The organism is Pseudomonas sp. 3A(2025) (genome assembly GCF_054589175.1).
The window spans coordinates 42,411-68,120 of record NZ_BAAILM010000004.1; the positions used below are offsets into that span (position 1 = coordinate 42,411).

General features: G+C 60.7%; 15 protein-coding genes. 6 read left to right on the top strand and 9 right to left on the bottom strand.

Features of this window, described 5'->3' with window-relative positions:
- Window positions 1–15: 15 nt before the first annotated feature.
- Window positions 16–9,813, bottom strand: coding sequence for a beta strand repeat-containing protein (locus tag ACYP2A_RS01135; protein WP_459741978.1), 9,798 nt, complete (start codon window positions 9,811–9,813; stop codon window positions 16–18).
- Window positions 9,814–10,305: 492 nt separating this feature from the next.
- Between ACYP2A_RS01135 and ACYP2A_RS01140 the strand changes: the two genes are divergently transcribed.
- Window positions 10,306–11,052: a class I SAM-dependent methyltransferase gene (locus ACYP2A_RS01140; RefSeq protein WP_459741979.1), complete on the top strand. Its 747-nt coding sequence runs from the start codon at window positions 10,306–10,308 to the stop codon at window positions 11,050–11,052.
- Window positions 11,053–11,073: 21 nt separating this feature from the next.
- Here the strand turns inward: ACYP2A_RS01140 and ACYP2A_RS01145 are convergent, their stop codons facing one another.
- The 3 genes from ACYP2A_RS01145 to gmd form a co-directional block, all read right to left on the bottom strand.
- Window positions 11,074–12,180 carry a glycosyltransferase family 4 protein gene (locus tag ACYP2A_RS01145; protein ID WP_459741981.1) on the bottom strand — a complete coding sequence of 369 codons (1,107 nt, stop codon included), beginning with the start codon at window positions 12,178–12,180 and terminating at the stop codon, window positions 11,074–11,076.
- Window positions 12,181–12,313: 133 nt separating this feature from the next.
- Window positions 12,314–13,210, bottom strand: a complete 897-nt coding sequence (locus tag ACYP2A_RS01150) for a GDP-mannose 4,6-dehydratase (protein WP_459741983.1) — start codon at window positions 13,208–13,210, stop codon at window positions 12,314–12,316.
- A complete protein-coding gene (gene gmd / locus ACYP2A_RS01155) occupies window positions 13,210–14,241 on the bottom strand; it encodes a GDP-mannose 4,6-dehydratase (protein WP_459741985.1) in 1,032 nt (343 codons plus the stop codon). The genes ACYP2A_RS01150 and gmd overlap by 1 nt, the downstream gene beginning before the upstream one ends.
- Before the next feature lie 481 nt (window positions 14,242–14,722).
- Here gmd and ACYP2A_RS01160 point away from each other — a divergent pair, with 481 nt between their 5' ends.
- The 5 genes from ACYP2A_RS01160 to ACYP2A_RS01180 are packed head-to-tail and all read left to right on the top strand — an operon-like array spanning window position 14,723 to window position 21,815.
- A complete protein-coding gene (locus tag ACYP2A_RS01160) occupies window positions 14,723–15,517 on the top strand; it encodes an ABC transporter permease (protein WP_459741987.1) in 795 nt (264 codons plus the stop codon).
- Window positions 15,514–16,731, top strand: a complete 1,218-nt coding sequence (locus tag ACYP2A_RS01165) for an ABC transporter ATP-binding protein (protein ID WP_459741989.1) — start codon at window positions 15,514–15,516, stop codon at window positions 16,729–16,731. Before ACYP2A_RS01160 ends, ACYP2A_RS01165 begins: the two co-directional genes overlap by 4 nt.
- A complete protein-coding gene (locus ACYP2A_RS01170; protein ID WP_459741991.1) occupies window positions 16,728–18,113 on the top strand; it encodes a class I SAM-dependent methyltransferase in 1,386 nt (461 codons plus the stop codon). The genes ACYP2A_RS01165 and ACYP2A_RS01170 overlap by 4 nt, the downstream gene beginning before the upstream one ends.
- Entirely contained in the window at window positions 18,113–20,608 is a 2,496-nt protein-coding gene (locus tag ACYP2A_RS01175) for a glycosyltransferase family 4 protein (protein WP_459741993.1), read from the top strand. Before ACYP2A_RS01170 ends, ACYP2A_RS01175 begins: the two co-directional genes overlap by 1 nt.
- 43 nt (window positions 20,609–20,651) lie before the next feature.
- Entirely contained in the window at window positions 20,652–21,815 is a 1,164-nt protein-coding gene (locus ACYP2A_RS01180; protein ID WP_459741995.1) for an acyltransferase family protein, read from the top strand.
- A 61-nt stretch (window positions 21,816–21,876) separates the two neighbouring features.
- Here ACYP2A_RS01180 and ACYP2A_RS01185 read toward each other — a convergent pair whose 3' ends face one another.
- The 5 genes from ACYP2A_RS01185 to ACYP2A_RS01205 all read right to left on the bottom strand — a co-directional run bounded on the left by ACYP2A_RS01185 (window position 21,877) and on the right by ACYP2A_RS01205 (window position 25,649).
- Window positions 21,877–22,242 (bottom strand): GtrA family protein, encoded by a 366-nt coding sequence (locus ACYP2A_RS01185; RefSeq protein ID WP_459741996.1) that lies wholly within the window; start codon window positions 22,240–22,242, stop codon window positions 21,877–21,879.
- 21 nt (window positions 22,243–22,263) lie between these two features.
- Window positions 22,264–23,208, bottom strand: a complete 945-nt coding sequence (locus ACYP2A_RS01190) for a glycosyltransferase family 2 protein (RefSeq protein WP_459741998.1) — start codon at window positions 23,206–23,208, stop codon at window positions 22,264–22,266.
- Between the two features lie 4 nt (window positions 23,209–23,212).
- The gene (locus ACYP2A_RS01195) at window positions 23,213–24,844 is read right to left on the bottom strand and encodes a DUF6311 domain-containing protein (protein WP_459741999.1); all 1,632 of its coding nucleotides are present in this window, start codon (window positions 24,842–24,844) and stop codon (window positions 23,213–23,215) included.
- A gap of 243 nt (window positions 24,845–25,087) precedes the next feature.
- The gene (locus tag ACYP2A_RS01200; RefSeq protein ID WP_459742001.1) at window positions 25,088–25,375 is read right to left on the bottom strand and encodes a helix-turn-helix domain-containing protein; all 288 of its coding nucleotides are present in this window, start codon (window positions 25,373–25,375) and stop codon (window positions 25,088–25,090) included.
- 79 nt (window positions 25,376–25,454) lie between these two features.
- A complete protein-coding gene (locus ACYP2A_RS01205; RefSeq protein WP_459742003.1) occupies window positions 25,455–25,649 on the bottom strand; it encodes an AbrB/MazE/SpoVT family DNA-binding domain-containing protein in 195 nt (64 codons plus the stop codon).
- Window positions 25,650–25,710: the final 61 nt, after the last annotated feature.

Here is a 25,710-nt window from a genome sequence, read left to right on the forward strand (position 1 = left end):
GTTTAACACTGAATATCAGCTAATCCAAGTGTGAACATCGGTGGCGACCAGCACTTGCACGTCACCGTCGTTGAACACGTTGTAGCTCGTGCCATCGACTGTTGCCGTGCCTGCTGCTTGCCATTCGCCTGCGTTGCCCTGGATATGCACGCTGTCGTTCTGATCACCGTTGATGATCATCTGCACCGGTGCGGCAGCGCCGTTGCCCAGATCCACCTGGCCGGCCTGGCCAAGCTGGCTGACCGCGTTGGCATCGAGGGTCAGCGACGTGGTCGCGCCGTTGTCGGCAGCCAGGTCGATGGCGCCCAGGGCATGGGCACCCACGACCGAGACATCCAGCTTGGTCAGGTCGATGGACTCGCCGCCATTGGCATCGGTGCGGAACCACACGTCAGCAATGGTGTGCGACTGGCCATCGCTGGTTTCGAAGCTGCTGTGCAGTCCGATCAGGTTGCCGTGGTTCAGCTCGGTGGTGGTCGCCGCCTCCAGATTGAACTGGGTGATACCCAGGTCTTTCAGGCTGTGCAGCTCGCCCGCATCGCTGATGCCGTCGTTGTTGCTGTCGACCCAGACCTGCAGAGCGCCGAACAGATGGTCGGCGGCGTTCACCACGCCGTCGTTGTTGCTGTCCAGGCTCTTGAGGGCGTCGAAGCCGTCTTTGGCCAGCGAACCGTCAGCCAGGCGGAACGAAGAACCGAACAGCTCGGAACCATCGTTGACCTTGCCATCGCCATTGACGTCCAGCACCAGCAGGCCGTCGCCGCCGGCAGTCCAGCCGGTGGCTTCTTTATGGCCGTCGGCATTGAGGTCAAAGCGCGTACCGGCCACCAGGTGCGTGGTCTGCACGCCGTCACCGTTGAGGTCCAGAACCAGCGGCGTGGACAAGGCCAGCGCGTCGATCTGGGCCGCGCTCATGGCTTGCAGCTGCGCGGTGGTGAAGGCATCGACCTGGGTCATTTTCAGGTGCGACAGTTGTTCAGTGGTCAGGGCCGCCGCTTGCGCAGTGGTCAAGGCCTTGACTTGAGCGGTGGTGATCGCCGCCAGGTCAACGGTTTCGATCGCACGGATCTGAGTGGTGGTCAGGGCCGCGATATCGGCGGTCTGGAACGCAGCGAGCTGCGTCGATTTCAAGGCCACGATCTGCGCGGTAGTCAGGGCCGCGACCTGGCCGGTGGTCAGAGCGACCACTTGAGCGGTGGTCAAGGCAGCGATGTCAGCGGTTTCCAGAGCAGCAACCTGAGTGTTGGTCAGAGCGGCGATCTGGGCCGTTTTCAGCGCGACGACCTGAGCAGTGCTCAGCGCGACGACCTGAGCGGTGGTCAGGGCAGCCGTCTGAGCGGTGGTCAGCGCCGACACACTGGCAACCGACAGAGCCGCGATGTCAGCCGTTTGCAGCGCAGCGACCTGAGTGGTCGTCAGGGCAACGAGCTGAGTGGTTTTCAGCGCGGCGACCTGAGCGGTGCTCAAGGCGACGATTTGCGCGGTGGTCAGGGCCGCTACATCAGCGGTTTCCAGGGCACCGATCTGAGCCACTTTCAACGCGGCCACTTGCGTGGTAGTCAACGCGGCGACCTGGCCGGTGGTCAGCGCAGCCACTTGAGCGGAGGTCAATGCGCCTAGATCGGTAACTTCCAGTGCGGCCACCTGCGCAGTGGTCAAAGCAGCGACCTGAGCAGGTTTGAGCGCGGCCACCTGAGCGGTGGTCAGGGCTACAACCTGAGCGGTGGTCAGGGCTGCAAGATCTGCAGTTTGCATCGCACCGATCTGGGCAGGCTTGAGGGCCGCCACTTGCGCGGTGGTCAGGTTGGCCACCTGAGCGGTAGTCAGCGCAACGACTTGAGCCGTGGTCAGAGCGCCCACATCCGCAGTTTCAAGCGCGCGGACCTGAGTGGTGGTCAGGTTAGCCACTTGAGCGGTGGTCAACGCTGCTACCTGGGCCGTGGTCAGCGCCACGATCTGAGCGGTGGTCAACGCCGCCGCTTGAGCGGTGGTCAGCGCTGCAATGCTGGCGACCGGCAGGGCCGCGAGATCAGCGGTTTGAATGGCCGCTACCTGAGTAGTGGTCAGGGCAGCGATCTGGGCGGTTTTCAGCGCCGCCACTTGAGCGGTGGTCAGTGCCGCCACTTGCGCGGTGGTCAGCGCCGCGAGGTCGGCGTTTTGCATCGCGGCGATCTGGGCAGGCTTGAGCGCCGCCACTTGCGCGGTGGTCAGGTTGGCCACTTGCGCGGTGGTCAGGGCAACCACTTGAGCGGTGGTCAGCGCCGCCACATCAACGGTTTCCAGCGCACGAACCTGAGTGGTGGTCAGGTTGGCCACTTGAGTGGTGGTCAGCGCCGCCACCTGAGCCGTGCTCAACGCCGCCACTTGAGCGGTCGTCAATGCTGCCGCTTGAGCAGTGCTCAGCGAGGCAATGGTAGCAACCGCCAGGCCTGCCAGATCAGCCGTTTCAATAGCCGCCACTTGCGTGGTGGTCAGGGCAGCAATCTGGGTAGTTTTCAACGCAGCGACTTGAGCACTGCCCAGTGCCGCGATCTGAGCGGTGGTCAACGCCGTGACATCAGCGTTTTGCATCGCCGCGATCTGGGCAGGCTTGAGCGCCGCCACTTGAGCGGTGGTCAGGTTGGCCACTTGAGCGGTGGTCAGCGCCACGACCTGAGCCGTGGTCAGCGCGCCCACATCAGCGGTTTCGAGCGCACGGACCTGAGCGGTGGTCAGGGCTGCGACCTGGGTCGTGGTCAGGGCCGCCACCTGGGCGGAGGTCAGGGCCACGATGCTGCCGGTAGTCAGTGCTGCGACATCGACAGTCTGCATCGCTGCGATCTGGGTCGGCTTGAGGGCCGCCACTTGCGCAGTGGTCAGGTTGGCCACCTGGGCGGTGGTCAGCGCCACGACCTGAGCGGTGGTCAGTGCAGCCACGTCAGCGGTTTGCATTGCCGCGACCTGAGTGGTGGTCAGGTTGGCCACTTGCGCAGTCGTCAGCGCCGCCACCTGAGCGGTGGTCAGGGCAACGATCTGAGCGGTGGTCAACGCCGCCGCTTGAGCGGTCGTCAGGGCAGCAATGCTGGTCACTGGCAAGGCCGCAAGATCAGCCGTTTCCATGGCCGCGATCTGGGCAGTGCTCAGTGCCGCGACCTGGGTGGTTTTAAGCGCGGCTACTTGAGCACTGGTCAGTGCTGCGAATTGAGCGGTGGTCAGTGCCGCGACATCGGCGCTTTCCATCGCCGCGATCTGGGCAGGCTTGAGCGCCGCCACTTGAGCGGTGGTCAGGTTGGCCACTTGCGCAGTGGTCAGGGCCACGATCTGAGCGGTGGTCAAGGCCGCGACGTCAACGGTTTCGAGCGCGCGGACCTGAGTGGTGGTCAGGTTGGCCACTTGAGCGGTGGTCAACGCGGCCACTTGCGCGGTACTCAAGGCAACCACTTGAGCGGTGGTCAGAGCAGCCGCTTGCGCGGTGGTCAGAGCGGCAATGCTGGCAACCGGCAGGGCAGCGAGATCGACCGTTTCAAGGGCAGCCACTTGAGCGGTGGTCAACGCAGCGACCTGAGCAGGTTTCAGTGCCGCCACCTGGGCGGTGGTCAGCGCCACGACTTGAGCGGTGGTCAACGCTGCAACATCGGCGTTTTCCAGCGCCGCGATCTGGGCAGGTTTGAGCGCCGCGACTTGGGCGGTGGTCAGGTTGGCCACTTGAGCAGTGGTCAGGGCCACGATCTGAGCGGTGGTCAGAGCGCCCACATCAGCGGTTTCCAGCGCGCGGACTTGAGCCGTGGTCAACGCCGCCACTTGAGCGGTCGTCAGACCGGCTACTTGGGCTGTGCTCAACGCCACCACTTGAGCGGTGGTCAGAGCGGCCGCTTGCGCGGTGGTCAGGGCAGCAATGCTGGCGACCGGCAGAGCGGCCAGGTCGACGGTTTGCAGGGCGGCGACCTGGGCGGTCGTCAGGGCGGCGACCTGATTGGTTTTCAGGGCCGCGACTTGACCGGTGGTCAGCGCAACGATCTGAGCGGTGGTGAGCGCCGCGACATCAGCGGTTTCCAGCGCTGCGACCTGAGCCACTTTAAGAGCTGCCACTTGCGCGGTGGTCAGGTTGGCCACTTGGGCAGTGGTCAATGCCACGACCTGAGCAGTGGTCAGCGACGCCACGTCGACAGTTTGCATCGCTGCAACCTGAGTGGTGGTCAACGCTGCCACTTGACCAGTGGTCAGACCTGCCACCTGGGCGGTGGTCAGGGCTACGACCTGAGCGGTGGTCAACGCCGCCGCCTGGGCAGTGGTCAGTGCCGCGATGCTGGCGACCGGCAGGGCCGCGATATCGGCCGTGACGATGGCCGCTACCTGAGCGGTGGTCAACGCAGCGATTTGAGCGGTTTTCAGCGCGACCACTTGTTCAGTGGTCAGTGCTGCCACCTGGCCGGTGGTCAGGGCCGCGACATCCGCAGTTTCCAGCGCAGCAACCTGTGCAGGCTTGAGCGCTGCCACTTGAGCAGTGGTCAGGTTGGCCACCTGAGCGCTGGTCAGGGCCACGACTTGAGCGGTGGTCAGGGCTGCGACATCAACGGTTTCCAGCGCAGCGACTTGAGTGGTGGTCAGTGCGGCCACTTGATCGGTGGTCAGTGCTGCCACCTGGGCGGTGGTCAAGGCGACGACCTGTGCAGTGGTCAGGGCTGCCGCATCGACAGTTTCCAGCGCCGCGATCTGGGTCGGCTTGAGCGCCGCCACTTGAGCGGTGGTCAGGTTGGCCACCTGAGCGGTGGTCAGCGCCACGACCTGGGCGGTGGTGAGCGCTGCAACATCAGCAGTTTCCAGTGCAGCAACCTGGGTAGTGGTCAGTGCAGCCACTTGAGCAGTGGTCAGGCTAGCCACCTGAGCGGTGGTCAAGGCGATCACTTGATCAGTGGTCAATGCAGCCGCTTGAGCAGTGGTCAGAGCCGCTACCTGAGCGGTGGTCAGAGCACCCACATCAGCGGTTTCGATCGCGCGGACCTGAGCGGTGGTCAGAGCGGCCACTTGTGTGGTGGTCAATGCTGCGACCTGGGCAGACGTCAGCGCAACAACCTGGCCGGTGGTCAGGGCTGCGACATCCACGGTTTCCAGCGCCGCGATCTGGGCAGGCTTGAGGGCCGCCACTTGATCGGTGGTCAGGTTGGCCACCTGAGCGGTGGTCAGCGCCACGACCTGGGCGGTCGTCAACGCGGCAACATCAATGGTTTCCAGTGCAGCGACTTGACTGGTGGTCAGTGCCGCGATCTGGGCCGTGGTCAGGGCCACTACCTGAGCCGTGGTCAGGGCTTCGATGTTAGCGGTGGTCAGCGCGGCCAGATCGACGGTTTGCAACGCTGCGATCTGGGCAGGCTTGAGCGCCGCCACTTGCTCGGTGGTCAGGTTGGCCACGTGTGCAGTGGTCAGGGCCACGATCTGAGCGGTCGTCAGTGCCGCGACATCGGCGGTTTCCAGCGCTGCAACCTGAGTGGTAGTCAGGTTGGCCACTTGCGCGGTGGTCAGCGCCGCTACCTGAGCGGTGGTCAAGGCAACGACTTGATCGGTGGTCAGCGCGGCCGCTTGAGCGGTGGTCAGCGCGGCGACCTGAGCCGTGGTCAGTGCTGCAATATCAGCCGTTTCAATGGCCGCTACTTGAGTGGTGGTCAACGCCCGCACTTGAGCGGTGGTCAATGCAGCCACTTGAGCGGTGGTCAGGGCCTCGATGCTGCCAGTAGTCAGGGCCGCCAGATCGACGGTTTGCAGCGCAGCGATCTGGGCAGTCTTGAGTGCAGCCACTTGATCGGTGGTCAGGTTGGCCGCATGGGCCGTGGTCAGCGCCACGATCTGAGCGGTAGTCAGCGCTGCGACATCCACCGTTTCCAGTGCAGCCACTTGACCGGTGGTCAAGGCGGCCACTTGGGCGGTGGTCAGCGCGGCCACCTGGCCGGTGGTCAGGGCCACGATGCTGTCGGTGGTCAGGGCCGCCACATCAGCCGTTTGCATCGCTGCGATCTGTGCAGTCTTGAGGGCAGCCACTTGACCGGTGGTCAATGCGGCCACTTGAGCGGTGGTCAGGGCCACGATCTGAGCGTTGGTCAGGGCCGCGACATCGGCCGTTTCCAGTGCTGCAACCTGGGCGGTGGTCAGCGCGGCCACTTGCGCGGTGGTCAGCTTGGACACCTGGGCAGTGGTCAGCGCCACAATGCTGTCGGTGGTCAGTGCCGCCACATCGACGGTTTGCATTGCTGCAATCTGCGAAGTCTTGAGGGCAGCGACCTGAGCAGTGGTCAGGTTGGCCACTTGCGCAGTGGTCAAGGCCACGATCTGGGCATTGGTCAGGGCAGCCACATCGGCCGTTTCCAGTGCTGCAACTTGGGTAGTGGTCAGCGCCGCGACTTGAGCGGTGGTCAGACCTGCTACCTGAGCGGTGGTCAAGGCGATCACTTGATCAGTGGTCAACGCGGCCGCCTGAGCGGTGGTCAACGCGGCAATATTGGCAACCGACAAGGCCGAAATGTCAGCGGTTTCAATGGCAACGAGCTGAGCAGTGGTCAGGGCGACGGCCTGGGCCGTGGTCAGGGCTGCTACCTGGGCTGCGTTCAACGCAACGACTTGACCGGTGGTCAAGGCGGCGACGTCAGCGGTTTCCAGCGCGGCGATCTGGGCCGTGGTCAACGCGGCCACCTGGCCGGTAGTCAACGCAGCGACCTGGCCGGTGGTCAGCGCGACAACCTGAGCGGTGGTCAGGGCGGCGACATCAGCGTTTTCCAGTGCTGCGACCTGGGTAGTGGTCAATGCGGCCACTTGCGCCGTGGTTAGACCTGCTACCTGAGCGGTGCTCAAGGCAACGACCTGGCCGGTGGTCAGCGCGACGGTCTGGGCAGTGCTCAGTGCTGCAACGCTGGCCACCTGCAGGGCGGCGATATCAGCGGTTTCAATGGCGGCGACCTGACCGGTAGTCAGAGCGGCGGCCTGGGCAGAGGTCAGCGCGCCTACCTGAGCCGAAGTCAGGGCCACGATGCTGCCGGTGGTCAGTGCTGCCACATCGGCGGTTTCCAGCGCTGCGATCTGGGCAGTGGTCAACGCGGCGACCTGGCCGGTAGTCAACGCAGCGACCTGGCCGGTGGTCAGCGCGACAACCTGAGCGGTGGTCAAGGCGGCGACATCGGCGGTTTCCAGTGCGGCGACCTGGGCGGTGGTCAAGGCGGCAACCTGGGCTGTGGTCAAACCTGCTACCTGAGCGGTGCTCAAGGCAACGACCTGGCCGGTGGTCAGCGCGACGGTCTGGGCAGTGCTCAGTGCTGCAACGCTGGCCACCTGCAGGGCGGCGATATCAGCCGTTTCAATGGCGGCGACCTGACCGGTAGTCAGGGCGGCGGCCTGGACAGAGGTCAAGGCAGCGACTTGAGTGGAACTCAGGGCCACGATGCCGGCGGTGGTCAGGGCCGCCAGATCAGCGGTTTCCAGTGCGGCGATCTGGGCAGGCTTGAGGGCCGCCACTTGCGCGGTGGTCAGGGCGGCTGCGTGGGCGGTGGTCAGGGCAACGATTTGAGCGGTGGTCAGCGCCGCGACATCGACCGTTTCCAGAGCCGCAACTTGAGCGGTGGTCAGGTTGGCGACTTGGGCGGTGGTCAGGCTGGCGACCTGAGCGGTGCTCAAGGCAACCACTTGAGCGGTGGTCAAAGCCGCCGCTTGAGCCGTGGTCAGCGCGGCAATGCTGGCGGTCGACAGCGCGCCGATATCAGCCGTTTCAATGGCAACCAACTGAGCGGTGGTCAGGGCGGCTGCCTGGGCAGAGGTCAGGGCGGCTACTTGAGTGGAACTCAAGGCCACGATGCCGGCGGTGGTCAGGGCCGCCAGATCAGCGGTTTCCAGCGCGGCGATCTGGGCAGGCTTGAGGGCCGCCACTTGCGCGGTGGTCAGGGCGGCTGCGTGGGCGGTGGTCAGGGCAACGATTTGAGCCGTGGTCAGCGCCGCGACATCGACCGTTTCCAGAGCCGCCACTTGAGCGGTGGTCAGGTTGGCGACTTGGGCGGTGGTCAGGCTGGCGACCTGAGCGGTGCTCAAGGCAACCACTTGAGCGGTGGTCAATGCCGCCGCTTGAGCGGTAGTCAGCGCCGCAACGCTGGCGGTCGACAGCGCGCCGATATCAGCCGTTTCAATGGCAACCAACTGGGCGGTGGTCAGGGCGACGGCCTGGGCAGTGGTCAGCGCCGCCACCTGGGCGCTGCTCAGGGCAACGATACCAGCGGTGGTCAGGGCAGCGACATCGACCGTTTCCAGCGCGGCGATCTGGGCAGGTTTGAGCGCCGCGACTTGAGCGGTGGTCAGGTTAGCCACGTGCGCGGTGGTCAGGGCAACAATTTGAGCGGTGGTCAGCGCCGCGACATCGACCGTTTCCAGGGCCGCGACTTGAGCGGTGGTCAGGTTGGCCACTTGGGCGGTGGTCAGGCTGGCGACCTGAGCGGTGCTCAAGGCAACCACTTGAGCGGTGGTCAATGCCGCCGCTTGAGCCGTGGTCAGCGCGGCAATGCTGGCGGTCGACAGACCGGCAAGATCAGCGGTTTCAATGGCCGCGACCTGGCCGGTGGTCAGTGCTGCGACCTGGGCAGTGGTCAGCGCCGCCACCTGGGTGCTGCTCAGGGCCACGATGCTGCCGGTGGTCAGCGCCGCGACATCCACGGTTTCCAGGGCAGCGATCTGCGTAGCCTTGAGGGCCGCCACTTGCTCGGTGGTCAGGTTGGCTACGTGCGCGGTGGTCAGGGCAACGATCTGAGCGGTGGTCAGGGCCGCGACATCAACGGCTTCCAGAGCAGCAACCTGACCGGTGGTCAGGGCCGCGACCTGGGCGGTGGTCAGGCTGGCGACCTGAGCGGTGGTCAAGGCGACCACTTGATCGGTGGTCAACGCTGCCGCTTGAGCGGTGGTCAGCGCCGCGACCTGCGCGGTGGTCAGGGCCACGATATCAGCGACTTCAATGGCCGCGACCTGGCCGGTGGTCAGGGCAGCCACCTGGGCAGTGGTCAGGGCCGCGACCTGGGTGCTGCTCAGGGCCACGATGCTGTCGGTGGTCAGGGCCGCTACATCGGCGGTTTCCAGCGCAGCGATCTGGGTATTCTTGAGGGCCGCCACTTGATCGGTGGTCAGCGCAGCCACTTGGGCGGTGGTCAGGGCCACGACCTGAGCGGTGGTCAGGGCTGCGACGTCGACGGCTTCCAGGGCAGCAACCTGACCGGTGGTCAAGGCGGCGACTTGCTCGATGGTCAGACCTGCCACTTGAGCGGTGGTCAAGGCGACCACTTGATCAGTGGTCAATGCCGCCGCTTGGGCGGTGGTCAGTGCCGCAATTTTATTGACCGGCAGGGCGGCGATGTCGTCCGTTTCAATGGCTGCCACTTGAGCGGTGGTCAGCGCCACGACTTGAGTGGTGGTCAGGCCTGCCACCTGGGTGCTGGTCAGGGCCACGATCTGATCAGTGGTCAGCGCTGCGGTCTGTGCGGTGGTCAGCGCGTTCAGGCTGGCCAGGGACAAGACAGCGATGTCGTCGGTTTCAATGGCTGCCACCTGAGTGGTGGTCAGGGCTACGATCTGGGCGGTTTTCAGCGCGCCGATCTGATCGGTGGTCAGGGCCACAACCTGGGCAGTGGTGAACCCTGGCAGTTGATCGGCGGAGAACGTGCCCAGATTGACACCGGTGATGACCTCAATTTGTGCCGTGGTCAATGCTGCCACCTGATCGGTGCTGAAGGCAGCAATGTCCTCGGTTGCAAGTCCGGCGATGGTATCGGTGCTCAAGGCAGCAATTTGCGCGGGCGTCAACGAAGAAATAAAGCTCATATACGCATCCTGTTTAAGATGATTAACCGCGCTGTCAGCGTTGCCGCCTTAGCTTGATGGAAAGAATGGGTAGCCCATGTGTCCTCGTTAGCGACCGAGGCTAAAGAAACATTAAGAACTTTTTATATGGCTTTTTGCCTTTTTTTGTTTTTTGGTTATTAAAAAGCTCATTTTTAGAGGCTAAGGTCCAGACAAGGATGATATCACATGGCTATTACTGTTTTTTGAACGCCATTTCCAGCGGCAGACGATCAGCGGTGCAGAGCCATGCAAGGCCTGTCACCACCTTGACCCTCTGTGGCTCTTCCCCTAGTGTGCGCTGGAACCTCCGTCCGTCGGCGCACAGCACGCAGGACGTTATCCCCCCAGCCTCGCGCTATCCAGCAAGGGTCTTGATCGGATTCGGGTCAAACAGCATTTTTCCGGCTGGCAGGCACATGCTGCCAATCGAGGCGCCCTGCGATGTGGGCAAATAAACCTGAGGTAACAGCAATGATCGTGAACGGCGACAACTTCAACATCACCAACCTGCCACTGTTCAAGCACAGCCTCGAAGGCCTGCGCCAAAGCGTCGCCACCCCGGACAGCTTTTACAGCTCCGACAATGTCATCTGCTGGAACCGCAACTTCAGCTTCATGACCGATGAAGGCTTCATGGAGATCATGCGTCGCAACGCCACCTCCAACATCGAAATGACGATCATCTGGCGCACCTATATCCTCTGCCACTTCGCCACCCTGGCGCGCAGCCTGCCGGGTGATTTCGTCGAAGTCGGGGCGTACAAGGGCAACACTGCCAATGTCATTGCCGATCGCATCGACATGGCCTCCAGTGGCAAGCAGTACTATCTGTACGATGCGTTCGAACATAAAGAGACCGACGAACACCACGCGATGCCCGAGCACGGCCCGCAGCTGTACAATCAGGTCAAGGAACGCTTTGCGAACTACCCCTTCGTGCAGGTGATTCAGGGCTATGTGCCGGATTCATTCGAAAAGGGCTTTCCCGAGAAAATCGCCTTTGCCCACGTCGACCTCAACCAGGCCCCGGCTGAAGTCGAAGCGCTCAAACGCATCGTTCCGAACATGGTGCCCGGTGCCGTGCTGGTGCTCGACGATTACGGCTGGTGGAGTTACGGCTCGCAGAAAGCCGCCGAAGACCCGTTGCTGGCCTCGTTTGGCTTGACCGTTCTGGAATTGCCGACCGGCCAGGGCCTGGTGATCAAGCCTTACGCGTAATACCAGGCCTGCCGAGAGGTTTCAGACCAGTTGTCTGTAAACCTCGACGGTGCGCTCGCACATGCGTTGTGCGGTAAACATCGCCTCAAAACGCGCCCGGGCCTGGGCGCCGAAGCGGGCAGCTTCTTCGGGGTTGTCCCACAAGCGCTTTAAAGCCTCACGCAGTGCCTGCGGATTTTCCGGGGGCACGGCCAGCCCGGTTTCACCGTCGATATTGACGAAGGTGGTGCCGGTGCCGATCTCGCACGAGATCATCGGCTTGCTGTACATCGACGCTTCCAGCAGCGAAATCCCGAAGGCCTCCGAGCGCAAGTGCGAAGGAAACACCAGCGCATGGCTCAGTTGCAGCAGGCAGGCTTTGTCTTCGTCGTCCAGACGGCCGAGAAAACGCACATTGCGCAATTGCAGGCGTTCGGCCTGGGCTTTGAGCTCTTGCTCCTGCGGCCCGCCACCCAGAATCAGCACCGGGTAATCCACGCCCTCCAGGGCATCGAGCAGCGTGCTCAGGCCTTTGTAATAGCGCAACACACCCACGAACAGAAAGAACTTGTCCGGCACCTGAGCCTGCCAGTGCGCCTGGCGTTCGGCTGAAACCTGTGGGTACGCGGTTTCATCCAGCCCGTACGGCACCACCACGGTCTTGTCGGCAAACGGCTTGAGGGTTTCGCTGGTGCGCTGGTAATTGGGCGAGGCGACCAGAATGCGGTCCATGCTGCCCAGCATGCGGTTCATCAGCGGCGCATACAGCTTGAGCAGGGTGCGCTGCTTGATGATGTCGGAGTGGTAACTCAGCACCGTTGGACGACCATGGCGGGTGGCAAAATGCACCAGGTCCATCATCGGCCACGGAAAATGAAAGTGCACCAGGTCCGCTTCGGCGGCCATGGCTTTGAAGGTCGAGAACGCCGACAACGAAAAGCCGGTAGAAGCCAGGTTGAAGTTCTCTTTGACCCGTACGACCGGGTGGTCGGCCACCTGAATACGTTCAGGCGAGGGGTTCGGGCTCAAGGTCAGCACCTGACCCTCCACGCCAAACGCGCGGCTGCCCTGGCAAAGCTGGAACATGACCTGTTCGATACCACCGGTGGTGTCGGGGTAATAGGTCTTGAAGAAGTGCAATACCTTCATGGGAGAACTCGTTGTCGGGGCGTGCGGGCGGCGAACCGCGTAGGACCGGCTTTAGCCGGGAATGGGGCACCACCGATTTGTGGTAATGCCATTCGCGGCTGAAGCCGCTCCTACGGAATCGGTGTCGGGCAAGTCAGCGAGCAGACAACATCCAGCTCAGGGTTTCCCGAAGTGGCGGGGTCTGCCAGTCGGCGACCAGTGAGCGCAGACGGCTATTGTCGCCGCACAGGGTCTTGACCTCGTTGGCCCGCACAAACGCCGGGTTGACCTGCACATCGATGGCCTGGCCGGTGATGTCCCGGCACATGTCCAGGACTTCACGCAGCGAGTGGGTCACACCGGAGCTGACGTTGATGGTCTGCCCGATCGGCTGGCTTTCCAGCAAGCCGCGGTAGGCACTGACCACCGCGCGCACATCGCTGAAATCGCGCCAGACGTCCAGGTTGCCCAGTTCGATGGTGTCGGCCTTGCGAACAAAGTGCGAAACGATCTTGGGCAACAGGAAGTTATCGGCCTGACCGACGCCGGTGTAATTGAACGGGCGGGCAATGATCAGCGGCAAGCGGCCGTGCCAGAGGCTGGCCATGTACTCCATCGCCAGCTTGCTCACCGCGTAATCGTTGGCCGGCGCCGGCAGGGTCGACTCGTCGAGCAGGCCGCTGGACGCATTGCCATACACGTTGGCACTGCTGGCCAGCAACACGCTGTCAGGCGTCTTGCCGCAGGCCGCGATGGCCTCCAGCAGGTTGCGGGTGCCGATCAGGTTGACCTGATAGAACGCATCCGCCGCGCCATGCCCGACAAAGGCCAGCGCCGCCAGGTGCACGACGATGTCCGGCTGAATATCGGCCAGCAGCGTGCGCAAGCCTTCGGCGTCCGTGAGGTCCGCCTGGTAGTAACCGGCGCTGTTCGAAGGCTGGCTTCCGGTGCCGACCACCTCACAGCCGCGAGCGGCAAGCTCGGCGGCCATGAACTGTCCGGTAAAGCCATTGATACCTGTAATCAGGACACGCTTACCGGCGATAGTCATCAGAACGAGAAGCCTTTTTCGTTACGGCGCAGGTCCGCCTCGACCATCATGCGGCACAGCTCTTCAAGGTTGGTCTTGGGCTCCCAGCCCAGCACTTCCTTGGCCTTGGCCGGGTTGCCGATCAACAGCTCGACTTCGGCAGGGCGGTAGAACTTCGGATTGACCGCGACCAGCACTTTACCGGTGGCTTCGTCGATGCCTTGCTCGGCTTCGTCCTTGCCTTCCCACTTGAGGGTGATGCCGACTGCCTTGAACGCCATGCTGACGAAGTCACGCACGGTTTCGGTACGGTTGGTGGCCAGCACGAAGGTGTCCGGCTCGTCGGCTTGCAGCATGCGCCACATACCTTCGACGTATTCCTTGGCAAAGCCCCAGTCGCGCTTGGCATCCATGTTGCCCAGTTCGAGCTTGTCGAGCAGGCCCAGTTTGATCTTGGCCACGGAGTCGGTGATCTTGCGGGTCACGAACTCACGGCCGCGCAGTGGCGACTCGTGGTTGAACAGGATGCCGCTGGTGGCAAAGATGCCGTACGACTCGCGGTAGTTGATGGTCATCCAGTGCGCGTACAGCTTGGCGACGCCATACGGGCTGCGCGGGTAGAACGGCGTGCTCTCGATCTGCGGGATGGCCTGGACCTTGCCGAACATCTCCGAGGTCGATGCCTGGTAGAAGCGGATCTTGGAATTGACGATACGGATCGCTTCGAGCAGGTTCACAGCGCCCAGACCGGTGATTTCGGCGGTGGTGACCGGCTGATCGAACGACACACCCACGAAGCTTTGTGCGGCGAGGTTATAAACCTCGGTGGCTTCGGTGGTTTGCAGCAAACGAATACTGGCAGAAAGGTCGGTCAGGTCGTATTCGACCAGGTGCAGATTAGGGTTGTTCTGGATGCCCAGCTCTTCGATACGCCAGAAGTTGACAGAGCTGGTACGGCGGTAAGTACCGTAGACGGTATAGCCCTTCTCGAGGAGCAGTTCGGCCAGGTAGGCGCCGTCTTGACCTGTGATGCCGGTAACGATTGCTTTCATGCTGGGGGTTTTACTCCATTAAAAAGAATGGGTAGTCAAAGACGACTGGCGCAAGGATCGGCCAGTAAACGAAAGGACGCGATGATACAGGTTAGGCCGCTTATATACGACCCGCCAAGCCATGTGTCTGATGCTGTCAGGGCCGTATTGAAACCGTACAGGCTCTTTGGGCGAACAGTGCGTCAAGGTAAATTAGTGGCTAACTGACACCTGATCGACTGTTTAATTCCCGGCCTCTGTTCACAACGATGAACCAATGCCCCGACACCCTATCCAACCCCGCGCTTCAAGAGACTAATCGGTGACTATTGCGGTGAAGGCGATATAGTGCGCCTCCGGAAATTCCTTTTTGGCTTTTCTGCGTTTCGCTGCCCACCGTGCAAAGGACTTTGTCACCCGAGGGCAGGCCTGCGAAAGGCCTCTTCCGAAACACCATTTCAAGCGTGAGACCGCCAGGTCTTGCCCTTATCAGGAGTCATGAATGTTGGAGTTGTTTAGAAGCCTATGGAGTTACCGAGGCTTCGTGTTTTCGTCCATTCGCAATGAATTTTCCGCCCGTTTTTCCCGCAGTCGCCTGGGCGGCCTGTGGATGATCATCAACCCGCTGGCGCAAGTTGCGATTTATGCGCTGGTGCTCTCCAACGTGCTGGCGGCCAAACTGCCCGGCATTGAAAACAAGTATGCCTACGCGCTGTACCTGATGGCCGGGATATTGGCCTGGAGCCTGTTCTCCGAAATCATCGGCCGCTGCCTGACCCTGTTCATCGACCAGGGCAACCTGATGAAGAAAATGCGCTTTCCGCGCATTACCCTGCCGGTGATCGTGGTGGGCTCGTGCCTGCTCAACTACCTGCTGCTATTTGTCGCGCTACTGGCGGTATTCGCCCTGCTGGGCCAGTGGCCGCAATGGCAGATGCTCTGGCTGATTCCCTTGACCGTGGTCGTCACGGCACTGGCCGTCGGCCTGGGTTTGATCATCGGCGTGCTCAACGTCTTCGTGCGCGATGTGGGTCAGGTTATCCCGATTTTGTTGCAGATCTGGTTCTGGTTCACCCCGGTGGTCTATCCGCTCAACATCATCCCGGACGAATACAAAGGCTATATGGCCATGAACCCCATGTTCCCGATCGTCAGCGCCTACCACGACGTGCTGGTCTACGCCCGCGCCCCGGACCTGCAAAGCCTCTGGTTGACCGCCGCCATTGCCGTGGTGCTGCTGGGCCTGGGCCTGTTCATGTTTCGCCGCGCTGCACCTGAAATGGTGGACGTCCTATGAGCCTGCTGACCGTCAACAACCTGGGCAAGGCCTACCGCACTTACACCAGCGAACTGCAGCGCATCGCCAGCTGGTTCGGCATGCCGGTCAAGGCCCGCGAAGAGCACTGGGTACTCAAGCACATCAGCTTCAACATCGAGCCCGGTGAAGCCATCGGCATCGTCGGCCAGAACGGCGCCGGCAAATCGACCCTGCTGAAAATGATCACCGGCACCTTGCAGCCCACCGAGGGCAACGTACAGGTCAACGGCCGTATTGCCGCGATTCTGGAGTTGGGCATGGGCTTTTCGGCCGACCAGACCGGGCGCCAGAACGTCTACCATGCCGCCGGCCTGATGGGCTTCAATGCCGACCAGATCGACACCGTTATCGACGATATAGCCGCATTTGCCGAAATCGGCACTTACTTCGACGACGCCGTGCGCACCTACTCCAGCGGCATGCAGATGCGCGTGGCGTTTGCCGTGGCCACAGCGTTTCGTCCCGACATCCTGATCGTCGATGAAGCACTGTCGGTCGGCGACAGCTACTTCCAGCACAAAAGCTTCGAGCGCATTCGTGAATTTCAGCGTCAGGGCACCACGCTGCTGATCGTCTCCCACGACCGCGGCTCGATCCAGGCCCTGTGCGACCGGGCGATCCTGCTGGAAAAAGGCACCGTCATCAAAGACGGCAACCCCGAAGAAGTCATGGATTTCTACAACGCCCTGATTGCCGAAAAAGAAAACTCCAAAGTCGAGGTGCGTGAGCTTGAAGATGGCTCCGTGCAGACTCGCTCCGGCAGCGGTGAGGCCAGTATTGGTGCGGTCACCCTGCATAACGCCGCCGGTGAGCGCATTGAATATGTCAGCGTCGGCGAGGCGGTGTCGCTGCGTGTACAGACCCAGGTCAACAGCGCCATCCCTGAACTGGTGGTGGGCTACCTGATCAAGGACCGTCTCGGCCAGCCGGTATTCGGCACCAATACCCATCACCTGGGCTGCTCGCTGCACGATCTGCAGGCCGGTGAAACACCGGGGTATTCGTTCAACTTCATCGCCAACCTTGGCGTCGGGTCGTATTCGGTGGCCGTTGCGCTGCACACCACCGACAGCCATCTGGCCCGCAATTACGAATGGGTGGATATGAGCCTGGTGTTCAACGTAGTCAATATTTCGCAAAGCGAGTTCGTCGGCCTGGCCTGGATTCCGCCGAGCGTGGAGTGCCAACGATGAGTGCGCCTTTTTCTTTCTACCGTGCGTTCGAAGACCGCCATCGTGGCTCGCGTGAGCTGATCCACGAGCGCCAGCAAGTCTATGTGCCGTTCCTCGAACCGCTCAAACAGCTGTACCCCGAGCGCAAGGCGCTGGACGTTGGCTGTGGCCGTGGCGAGTGGCTCGAAATCCTGCAACGCAACGGTTTTGACCCGCTGGGTGTTGACCTCGATGCCGGCATGCTCGAGGCCTGCCATGAACTGGGCTTGCCGGTCGAGCAAGGCGATGCGCTGGAAATGCTCAAGCGCATGCCCGATGAGAGCCTGACCGTTGTCTCAGGCTTTCATGTCGCCGAGCACATCCCGTTTGAAGTCCTCAAGGACCTGATCAGCGAAACCATGCGGGTGCTCAAACCCGGCGGGCTGCTGATTCTGGAAACGCCGAACGCGGAAAACCTGGTGGTCGGGGCCCAGTATTTCTATCTGGACCCCAGCCACGAACGGCCGATCCCGCACCTGCTGTTGAGCTTTTTGACCGAATACTGCGGTTTTGAGCGCTCCAAGGTGCTGCGCCTGCAAGAGCCTGCACCGCTGGCCGAAGGCGAACATGTCAACCTGGTCAGCGTCCTGTTCGGCGTCAGCCCCGACTACGCCGTTGTGGCGCAGAAGCAGGCACCTGCCGAACAGATGCAGGCCTTCGACGCGGCTTTCGAACGCGATTACGGGCTGTCGCTGGACCTGCTGGCTACCCGTTATGACCATCAAGTGACGCGCTCCAGCGCACAGATCGAGCACCTGCAAGAAAGTGTGCATGAGCTTGCAGCCCGTGCAGCCAGCCAGCATGCCCAGTTGCATGAACTCAGTCAGCGTGCCGAACAGGCCCACCTGCGTTGCCAGCAGATCGAAGAATTCGCCGTCGGACAAGTCGAGCAACGCCATCAGGAATCCTTGCGCGTCAACGCCGAGTTCGAGCGCATCTACTCTGAAATCGGCGACCTGCGGGCGCAGAATGTGGCCTATCAGGGGCAGATCAGCGCGCTGCTCAACAGCGGCTCGTGGCGCATCACCAAGCCCTTTCGTTTTGCCATGCGCGTGGCGCGCTGGTCGCTGCGGCTGCCCAAACGCGGGGCGCGTTCGGTCATGTACCGCTCGATGCGCTTTGTGCTCGACCGTCCGGCACTGAGCCTGCGCGTCAACACGTTCATCAAGGCGCACCCCGGCCTGTTCCAGCGCATCAGGCAGTTCGCCTTGAACCACGGCATCATCGAGCCGGCCCTGAGCGACCTGAACCCCATCATCGCGGCAACGCAGTCGCCTGAAGGCGACTTCACACACCCGAGCCCGCGCGTGGCTCACGTTTATGCCGAACTCAAGCAAGCCTTCGAGCGCAAGGAAAACCGTTGATGCGTATTGTCATCGATCTGCAAGGCGCCCAGTCCGACAGCCGTTTTCGTGGCATCGGCCGTTATTCGCTGTCGCTGGCCCAAGCCATGGCACGCAACGCCGGCGAACATGAAATATGGCTGGTGCTCAACGCCCAGCTGGCCGACAGCCTTTCCGATCTCCGCGCCGCCTTTGCCGGCTTGATCGACCCGCAACGTATCCGGGTGTTCACTGTGCCCGAAGTGGCCAGTGCCAGCCCCTGGAGCGTACGCGCCGCCGAAGTGCTGCGCGAAAGCTTTCTCGCCACCCTGAACCCCGACGTGGTGCTGGTCAGCAGCCTGTTTGAAGGCTACCTGTCCAACGCCGTCACCTCGATCGGCGCGGTCCCGGCCTCTTACCCGACCGCCACGGTTCTTTACGACCTGATCCCGCTGCTGAACAAAGAGGTATACCTCGCAACCCCAGAGCAGCAGGCGTACTACCAGCGCAAGATCGACTGGCTGAAGAACGCCGACACCCTGCTGGCCATCTCCGACTCGTCGCGCCAGGAAGCCATCGACAACCTGAGCATCGATCCGCAGCGTATTGCCAATATCTCGGCGGCCATCGGCGAGCAGTTCAAAGCCGACGACGATCAGGCCCGTGGCGCCGAGCGCCTGCAACGCCTGGGCATCCAGGCCCCGTTCATTCTCTACGCGCCGGGCGGTTTCGACCCGCGCAAGAACTTTGCGCGCCTGCTTGAAGCCTACAGCCGCCTGAGCGATGAGCTGAAAAGCCGTTACCCGCTGGTCATCGCCAGCAAACTGCACGCGCCGCAGCGGGCCGAGTTGCAGGCGCTGGCAGAAAAATTTGCCATCCGCCCCAGCGAACTGGTGCTGACCGGCTACGTCAACGACCAGGACCTGATTGGCCTGTACTCGCAGGCCACCTTGTTCGTGTTCCCGTCCGTGCACGAAGGCTTTGGTTTGCCGGTGCTCGAAGCCATGGCCTGCGGTGCGGCCGTGATCGGCTCCAACAGCAGCAGCGTCCCGGAAGTCATCGGCTGCGCCGAGGCGCTGTTCGACCCGCTGTCGGTCGAGTCCATTGCCGCCAGACTGACTCAGGGGCTGGAAGATGAAGCGTTCCGTCAGCGCCTGATCGATAACGCCCGCCAGCAGTGCACGAAGTTTTCCTGGGACGCGTCTGCGCAAAAGGCCATCGCCGCCCTTGAGCAACGCCATCAGCCTCGCACAGCCGAGCTGCCGGATACTGCGCCGAGCGAGTTGCTACAACGCCTGGTGGCCCTGACCGATACAACACCCAGTGATGCAGAACTGTTTCATGTGGCGAAAAGCATCGCGTTCAATTTCGCCGAAAAAGGCCAGCGGCAACTGTTGCTCGACGTCTCCAGCATTGTGCAAAGCGACGCCAAGTCCGGTATCCAGCGCGTGGTGCGCAGCCTGCTGCACGAGTTCCTCAGTGCCCCGCCAGACGGGCTGAACGTGCGCCCGGTGTATTACGCCGAAGGCCGTTACTACTACGCCAATGCCTACACGGCGCGCATACACCCGCCATTCCCCGAGACCGAGGATGCACTGATCGACTTCGCCCAGGACGACATTTATCTGTCCCTGGACCTGAACATGCACCTGGCCAATCAGCTTTACCCGCTGCATCACCAGATGCGCCTGATGGGCGTGCAGATCAGCTACATCGTCTACGACCTGTTGCTGCACCATCGCCCGGACTGGTGGCCACACCCGACCGGCGACATGTTCAACGACTGGCTGCACAAGATCGCCCTGGCCGGCAGCAACCTGATCTGCATCTCGGGTGCGGTGGCCAACGAGCTGCAGACCTGGCTGGACCAGCACCCGCAACTGTATGTCGGTAACCAGCCCCGCGTCAGCAGCTTCCACCTGGGCGCCGACATCGACAACAGCCTGCCGTCCACCGGCTTGCCTGACGACGCGCCGCAATTGCTCGACCTGTTGCGCCACCAGCCCAGCTTTCTGATGGTCAGCACCATCGAGCCGCGCAAGGGCCATGCCCAGGCCCTGTCGGCCTTTGAAACGCTGTGGGCGCAAGGCCACGAAGTCACCCTGGTCATCATCGGCAAGCGTGGCTGGCTGGTCGATGCCCTGGTGGCCCGCCTGGAATCGCACCCGGAAAGCGGCAAGCGACTGTTCTGGCTCGAAGGCATCAGCGACGAATACCTCGAAAAAGTCTATTCGGCCGCCACCTGCCTGATCGCCGCCTCCGAAGGCGAAGGCTTCGGCCTGCCGCTGATCGAGGCCGCCCAGCACCACATGCCGATGATCATTCGCGACCTGCCGGTGTTCCGTGAAATCGCCGCCGAGCATGCGTTCTACTTCAGCGGCCTGAACCCCGCCGACCTGAGCGCTGCGGTCGTCGACTGGCTGGCCCTCTACCAGGCCGGCGAACACCCGGCGTCGTCAGCCATGTCCTGGCTGACCTGGGAGCAGAGTGCCGAACAGCTCAAGGCTGTGCTGACAGATAATTCTCTCCCCCTGTAAACGCGGCTTGAGCCGCGAACGAAGCAACATAGACACAAGCCTGATGCCAGCCACTTTCCAGACCTCTGGAAAGTGGCTGGCAAAATCTTGCGCTAGTCATACTGAGAGCCACTGTATGCCGAACAGGCCCGAACGTATCTATTCACTGGACGTACTGCGGGGTATTGCAGCGTTATCGGTGGTCTTCTGGCATTGGCAGCACTTTTTCTACATCGGTGCTCAACCCGTAAATTTTGACATGGCCCGACAGCCATTTTTCGACGCGCTGTCGTTGTTCTACCGACACGGCTCATTGGCAGTCGAACTGTTCTTCGTCATATCGGGGTTCGTGTTTTTTTGGCTGTTCTCACGCCAGATCGACCAGCGCGACCTGCCAGCAAAGCAGTTTTTCATGGACCGTTTCAGTCGTCTCTATCCTCTGCATATTGCGACATTTCTGCTGGTTCTAGGCTTGCAGTGGGTCTTTACGCAGCGCCATTCCGAACCCTTCGTCTATGCATTCAATGACGGCTATCATGCATTGCTCAATGTACTGCTCATGCCTGCGTGGGGATTCGAGGCGGGTTGGTCATTTAACGCACCAGTCTGGTCGGTGTCAGTCGAATGTCTGCTTTACGCTCTGTTTTTCCTGATTTGCCTGACTGGAAAATTTCGGTATCCGTTAGCAGCATGCTTGCTCATTACCGGCTACATGATCTACCCACTGAACTATAAATTAGGCAGCGGACTGCTCTGCTTCTTTAGCGGTGGTCTGGCCTTTTTGGCCATGCAGGTTGCGGACCGGTTGTTCACCGCCAAGATTATTTGCGCCGTAACCCTACTGTTAAGTGTTCTGGCTTGGACCCTTGTAGCCACTACGGCAAACCGTAATAACTACTTCATCATGGGCGTAGCCTTTCCGCTGGGAGTGATGTTCATCGCTTCGCTCTCCTGGCAGCAGCCTGGGTTAATGAAATCCTGGGCTATGGCGGGCGACTTGAGTTACTCGTCCTACCTGCTGCATTTTCCTTTGCAAATCCTGTTCGTTATGGCGGCTGAGCGGTTCGGCTATGGCCGGGAAGTCTTCTACAGCCCGTGGATGCTGTTACTGTTCATGGCGATATTGATTCCACTGAGCCTAGCCTGCCATCGAGTACTCGAAGTACCGGTACAGAGGGCGTTAAGGGCAAGGTTCAGGACGTGGAGCAAGCGTCAATCGGCCTTATGAAGAAACATCCGAAGTGCACCATGGACAATGACAGCAAAAGATGTTCATGGCGCAGGATTGACTACTTGGAGAACGCCCAGGCCTTGAGCACGAAGAAGTTGAGCACCGGCACGACAAAGATCGCCGCCAGCAGGCTGAACAGATAGTGCACCTGCAACAGCGTGCCGATGTAGGCAATGAGCAGGGTCAGCCCCAACGACAGCAACGAGGCCACAAAGAACCGGTAGTACTTGTACAGGCTTGTCGAGGTCTTGAAGGTAAAGGCGCTATTGAGGAAATAGGACACCAGGTTGGCGATCATGAAAGCAACGCCGTTGGCCAGTGTCGGGCTGAAATGCAGGTATTCCACCCCGACAATAACGGCGCCTGCGTGGATCAGGGTGTTACACACCCCGATCACGGCGAAGGTCATGAACTGCAGGTTCATGAGTGACTTGATAGCGTTCACTTAACTGATGATCTCGCGAATGATGTACACCGGCCGGCGTTTGCTTTCAGTAAAAATACGGCCCATGTACTCCCCCAGAACCCCGATGCCGATCAGTTGCACACCGCTGGTAAACAGAATCGCGATCATGATCGACGCATAGCCCGGCGTGTCGATGCCAAACAGCAGGGTCTTGAAGATCAGGTAGATACCGTACAGAAACGCCAGCGAAGAAATGGCGAACCCTAGGTACGTCCAGACCCGCAACGGCACGGAACTGAAACTGGTGATGCCCTCGATGGCGAAGTTCCACAGCTTCCAGGTATTGAAGCTGGTATGGCCATGCTCCCTAGGCGCCACCTTGTACTCGATGGTCGTAGTCTTGAAACCGACCCAGGCAAACAGCCCTTTCATGAAGCGGCGGCTCTCGGGCAGCGCCCTGATCGCCTCTACCACCTTGACATCCATCAGCCGGAAATCGCCCACATCGGCGGGAATGTCGATATCCGAAATGCTGTTGTGCAAACGGTAAAAATAGTTGGCCGTAACCCGCTGCACGGCACGATCGGTGTCGCGGTCCTTGCGCTTGGCCAGCACCACCTCAAAGCCTTCTTCCCACTTTTCAACCATCTCGATGACCAGTTCGGGCGGGTGCTGCAAGTCCGAGTCGATCGGCACGATGGCATCGCCGCTGGCGTGATCGAGTCCTGCGGAAATCGCCGCTTCTTTACCGAAATTACGCGAAAAATCGATCACTTTGATAAAGGACCAGGTCGCCTTGGCCTGGACCAGTTTGGCCAGCGTGTTGTCGCGACTGCCGTCATTGACGGCGACTACTTCCAGGTCATAACGATCCTGAAAATGAAGTCTGAGTGCCTCGATCCTTTCAAAGAACGCATTGACACCGTTTTCTTCGTTATAGAACGGAGCGACCAGCGAGATTTTCTTGCGAGCGGCAGGATTCATTTACTTATTCCTTGGACGCGTGGGCTTTGCAGACATAAGCGAAGTCAACGCGATTGCAGTGCAAGGTCACGTTCGCCGGGAACAACGGCTGTATTGACTCCACCGATCCATAGACCGACTGGTTAAAAAGAAAGGCTGAGCGGGCCGGATCCGCCTTACTGATCTCAGCCTGCAGGCTGGCGGTATCACACGCAGGCTGGTGCCGGGCGATATAGCCTGTATTAAGCGTCAGGCCGCGCTCGGCGCTATAGCGCATGAGCGGCATCAGGGTTTGCAAGACATCAGGATTAGGGCAACGAAATTTGGGATAGAAATACAGATGGGCCACGTCCTTGCCAAGTTCCGCATCCCACTGCTGAGCCGTCAATATTTTGCTGGGCGGCCGATTGATGGTGTCGACAAAGTTATGCCGCACACTGCGCAAATCGACGACTTGTACAAACAGCAACGCCAGCATCAGTACCGCGAATACCAAACGGCGGGTGTTGCGGTAAAGCATGACCACCGAGAACACGATAATGCAGTAACCGACTGGCCAAAAAAACCGTCCCGACGCCCTGAACTGTGAGGTCAGTACATTCATGAAGTCCGGGTAGTTCAGAGTCAACACCTCGACGGTGCCGAAATAGACGTGGTTCGACAGCGCGTAAAGGGTAAACAGCAGCATCAGGATAAATAGCGCACGATGCCGGGTGAACACCTCTGTCGGACGCGTCTGATTTAAGCGCAGGGCCACCAGAAACGCCAGGATGACGCCCAGCCCCAGGTAGTTGTAGCCTTCGCCCTGACCGGGCATGGATGCATTCGGGATGCTCATCAGACTGGCACCGGAAATGGGTGACAGCAGATTCATAGAATAAACCCCGAAGCCACCCTCCGGCGCGACGGCCTCTCTGGGTAATGGCAATACCGTGATCAGCAGACTGACTCCGATCACCACCACAGGGAGCGCAGCCCAGGCGAGCTGACGAAAACTCTGGTAGCCACGCACGGTGAAAAAAGCGGCGATATAGATCGCCGTCGCCATCGTGAATAGATAGATGTTCAGATAGAACGACATGGCCAGCCACAGCGTCCAGGCCACTGGTCGCAGTTGCGACAGTCGTACCGAGCGAATGTAAAGGGCTAATGCGCCCAGCACGATCCACTGCGAGAACAGTGAGGTGTGCGGCACTCGGGCCAGAAATGCTGGCGACAATACGAACAACGTCACCAGGGTGATCAGCGCTAACCACGAAGCAATGCGCAGCTCTTTGAGAATCCACCAGGCACACACCGCTTGCAGGACGAAGGCCAAGCCAACCCATACACCAAAAGGGTTAAACGGTGCGAAATGCGCAGGGACAAACACTTTCAACAACAGGGCATACAGCGGCAGCGCATCGAGAAACGTGACCCGCGTACCCACCGGGTAGTTGAAACTGTCGAACGCCAGCAACGGCCAGCTGAACGGCGCCTGGAAGTAGGCATTGAACCCGGAAATATACTGGGTGACATCCTCGGTTTCGGTATTCCAGTACGACGAGGTGCCGAGCAGAAAATCGTCAGGGAAATAGCGGAGTATGAAAAACACCGCAATCGCTACAGCGATAAACAGCCCGGCCAGCCCGGTCGACTTCAATTGGTTGTCACGCATTGCAAATCCTGTGAGGCAATGGAGGCGACAGCCAGACCGATACGTTAGGCAATGATTGCTGAACGGTCCTCGCCATCGCGCGTACAAGCACAGCTATAAGTGCGCTGGCGATAAAGGTCGATGTGTAAATTGAGAGGGGCCAGAGAATACCAGAGAACAGTGAGGGTCGACATGTGCAGGAGATCACCCGCTGCCGTAGCACCACGCTGTCGCGCAATAAATACAGGGCCGGCTGCAAAGCACCTAGCTCAATGCAGCCAGCACATGCACCGAATCGTTATGGATGGCTCTCAACAATGCGCGGGCTGGTCCTTCAGGTTCGCGGCGACCTTGTTCCCAGTTACGCAAAGTCCCCACCGCAACATCGATACGCTTGGCGAACATCACCTGGGAAAGCCCGGTGGCCTGGCGAATTTTCTTTACCTGAAGCGCATCTATATGGAATTCACGCGATGGCTGGCGCTCACCGCGATCAATTTCGTCCATTTGAGTCATGCTTTCCACAAGACGATCGAAAAGGTTCTTTTCCATCATTTCCACCCTTTCTTGAGTGCCCGAAGCTGAGCCTTCTGTTTGTCGGTCAAGGTATCCATGATGCCTTTCCGGTAGATCAAAGATTGAATCTGTCTTCGTCGCTGACCACACCAGGGCGTTCCAGCAGAAAGTCTGCATCCGCTTTAACGTGCCTTGCCAAAGACAACCAGCCAGGACGCGCAGGGCGTAAGGTAATAGTGTCATAGGTCATGTCGGCAGGCAGGCGAATGGCTGGATTACTGCCGTTTTTGAAAATAGAGACGATGCGCATAATGCAACTCCTGCATAGGTCTGACCTACGCAGGGTAGGCCTCAGGGAAAGCCCGCACAAT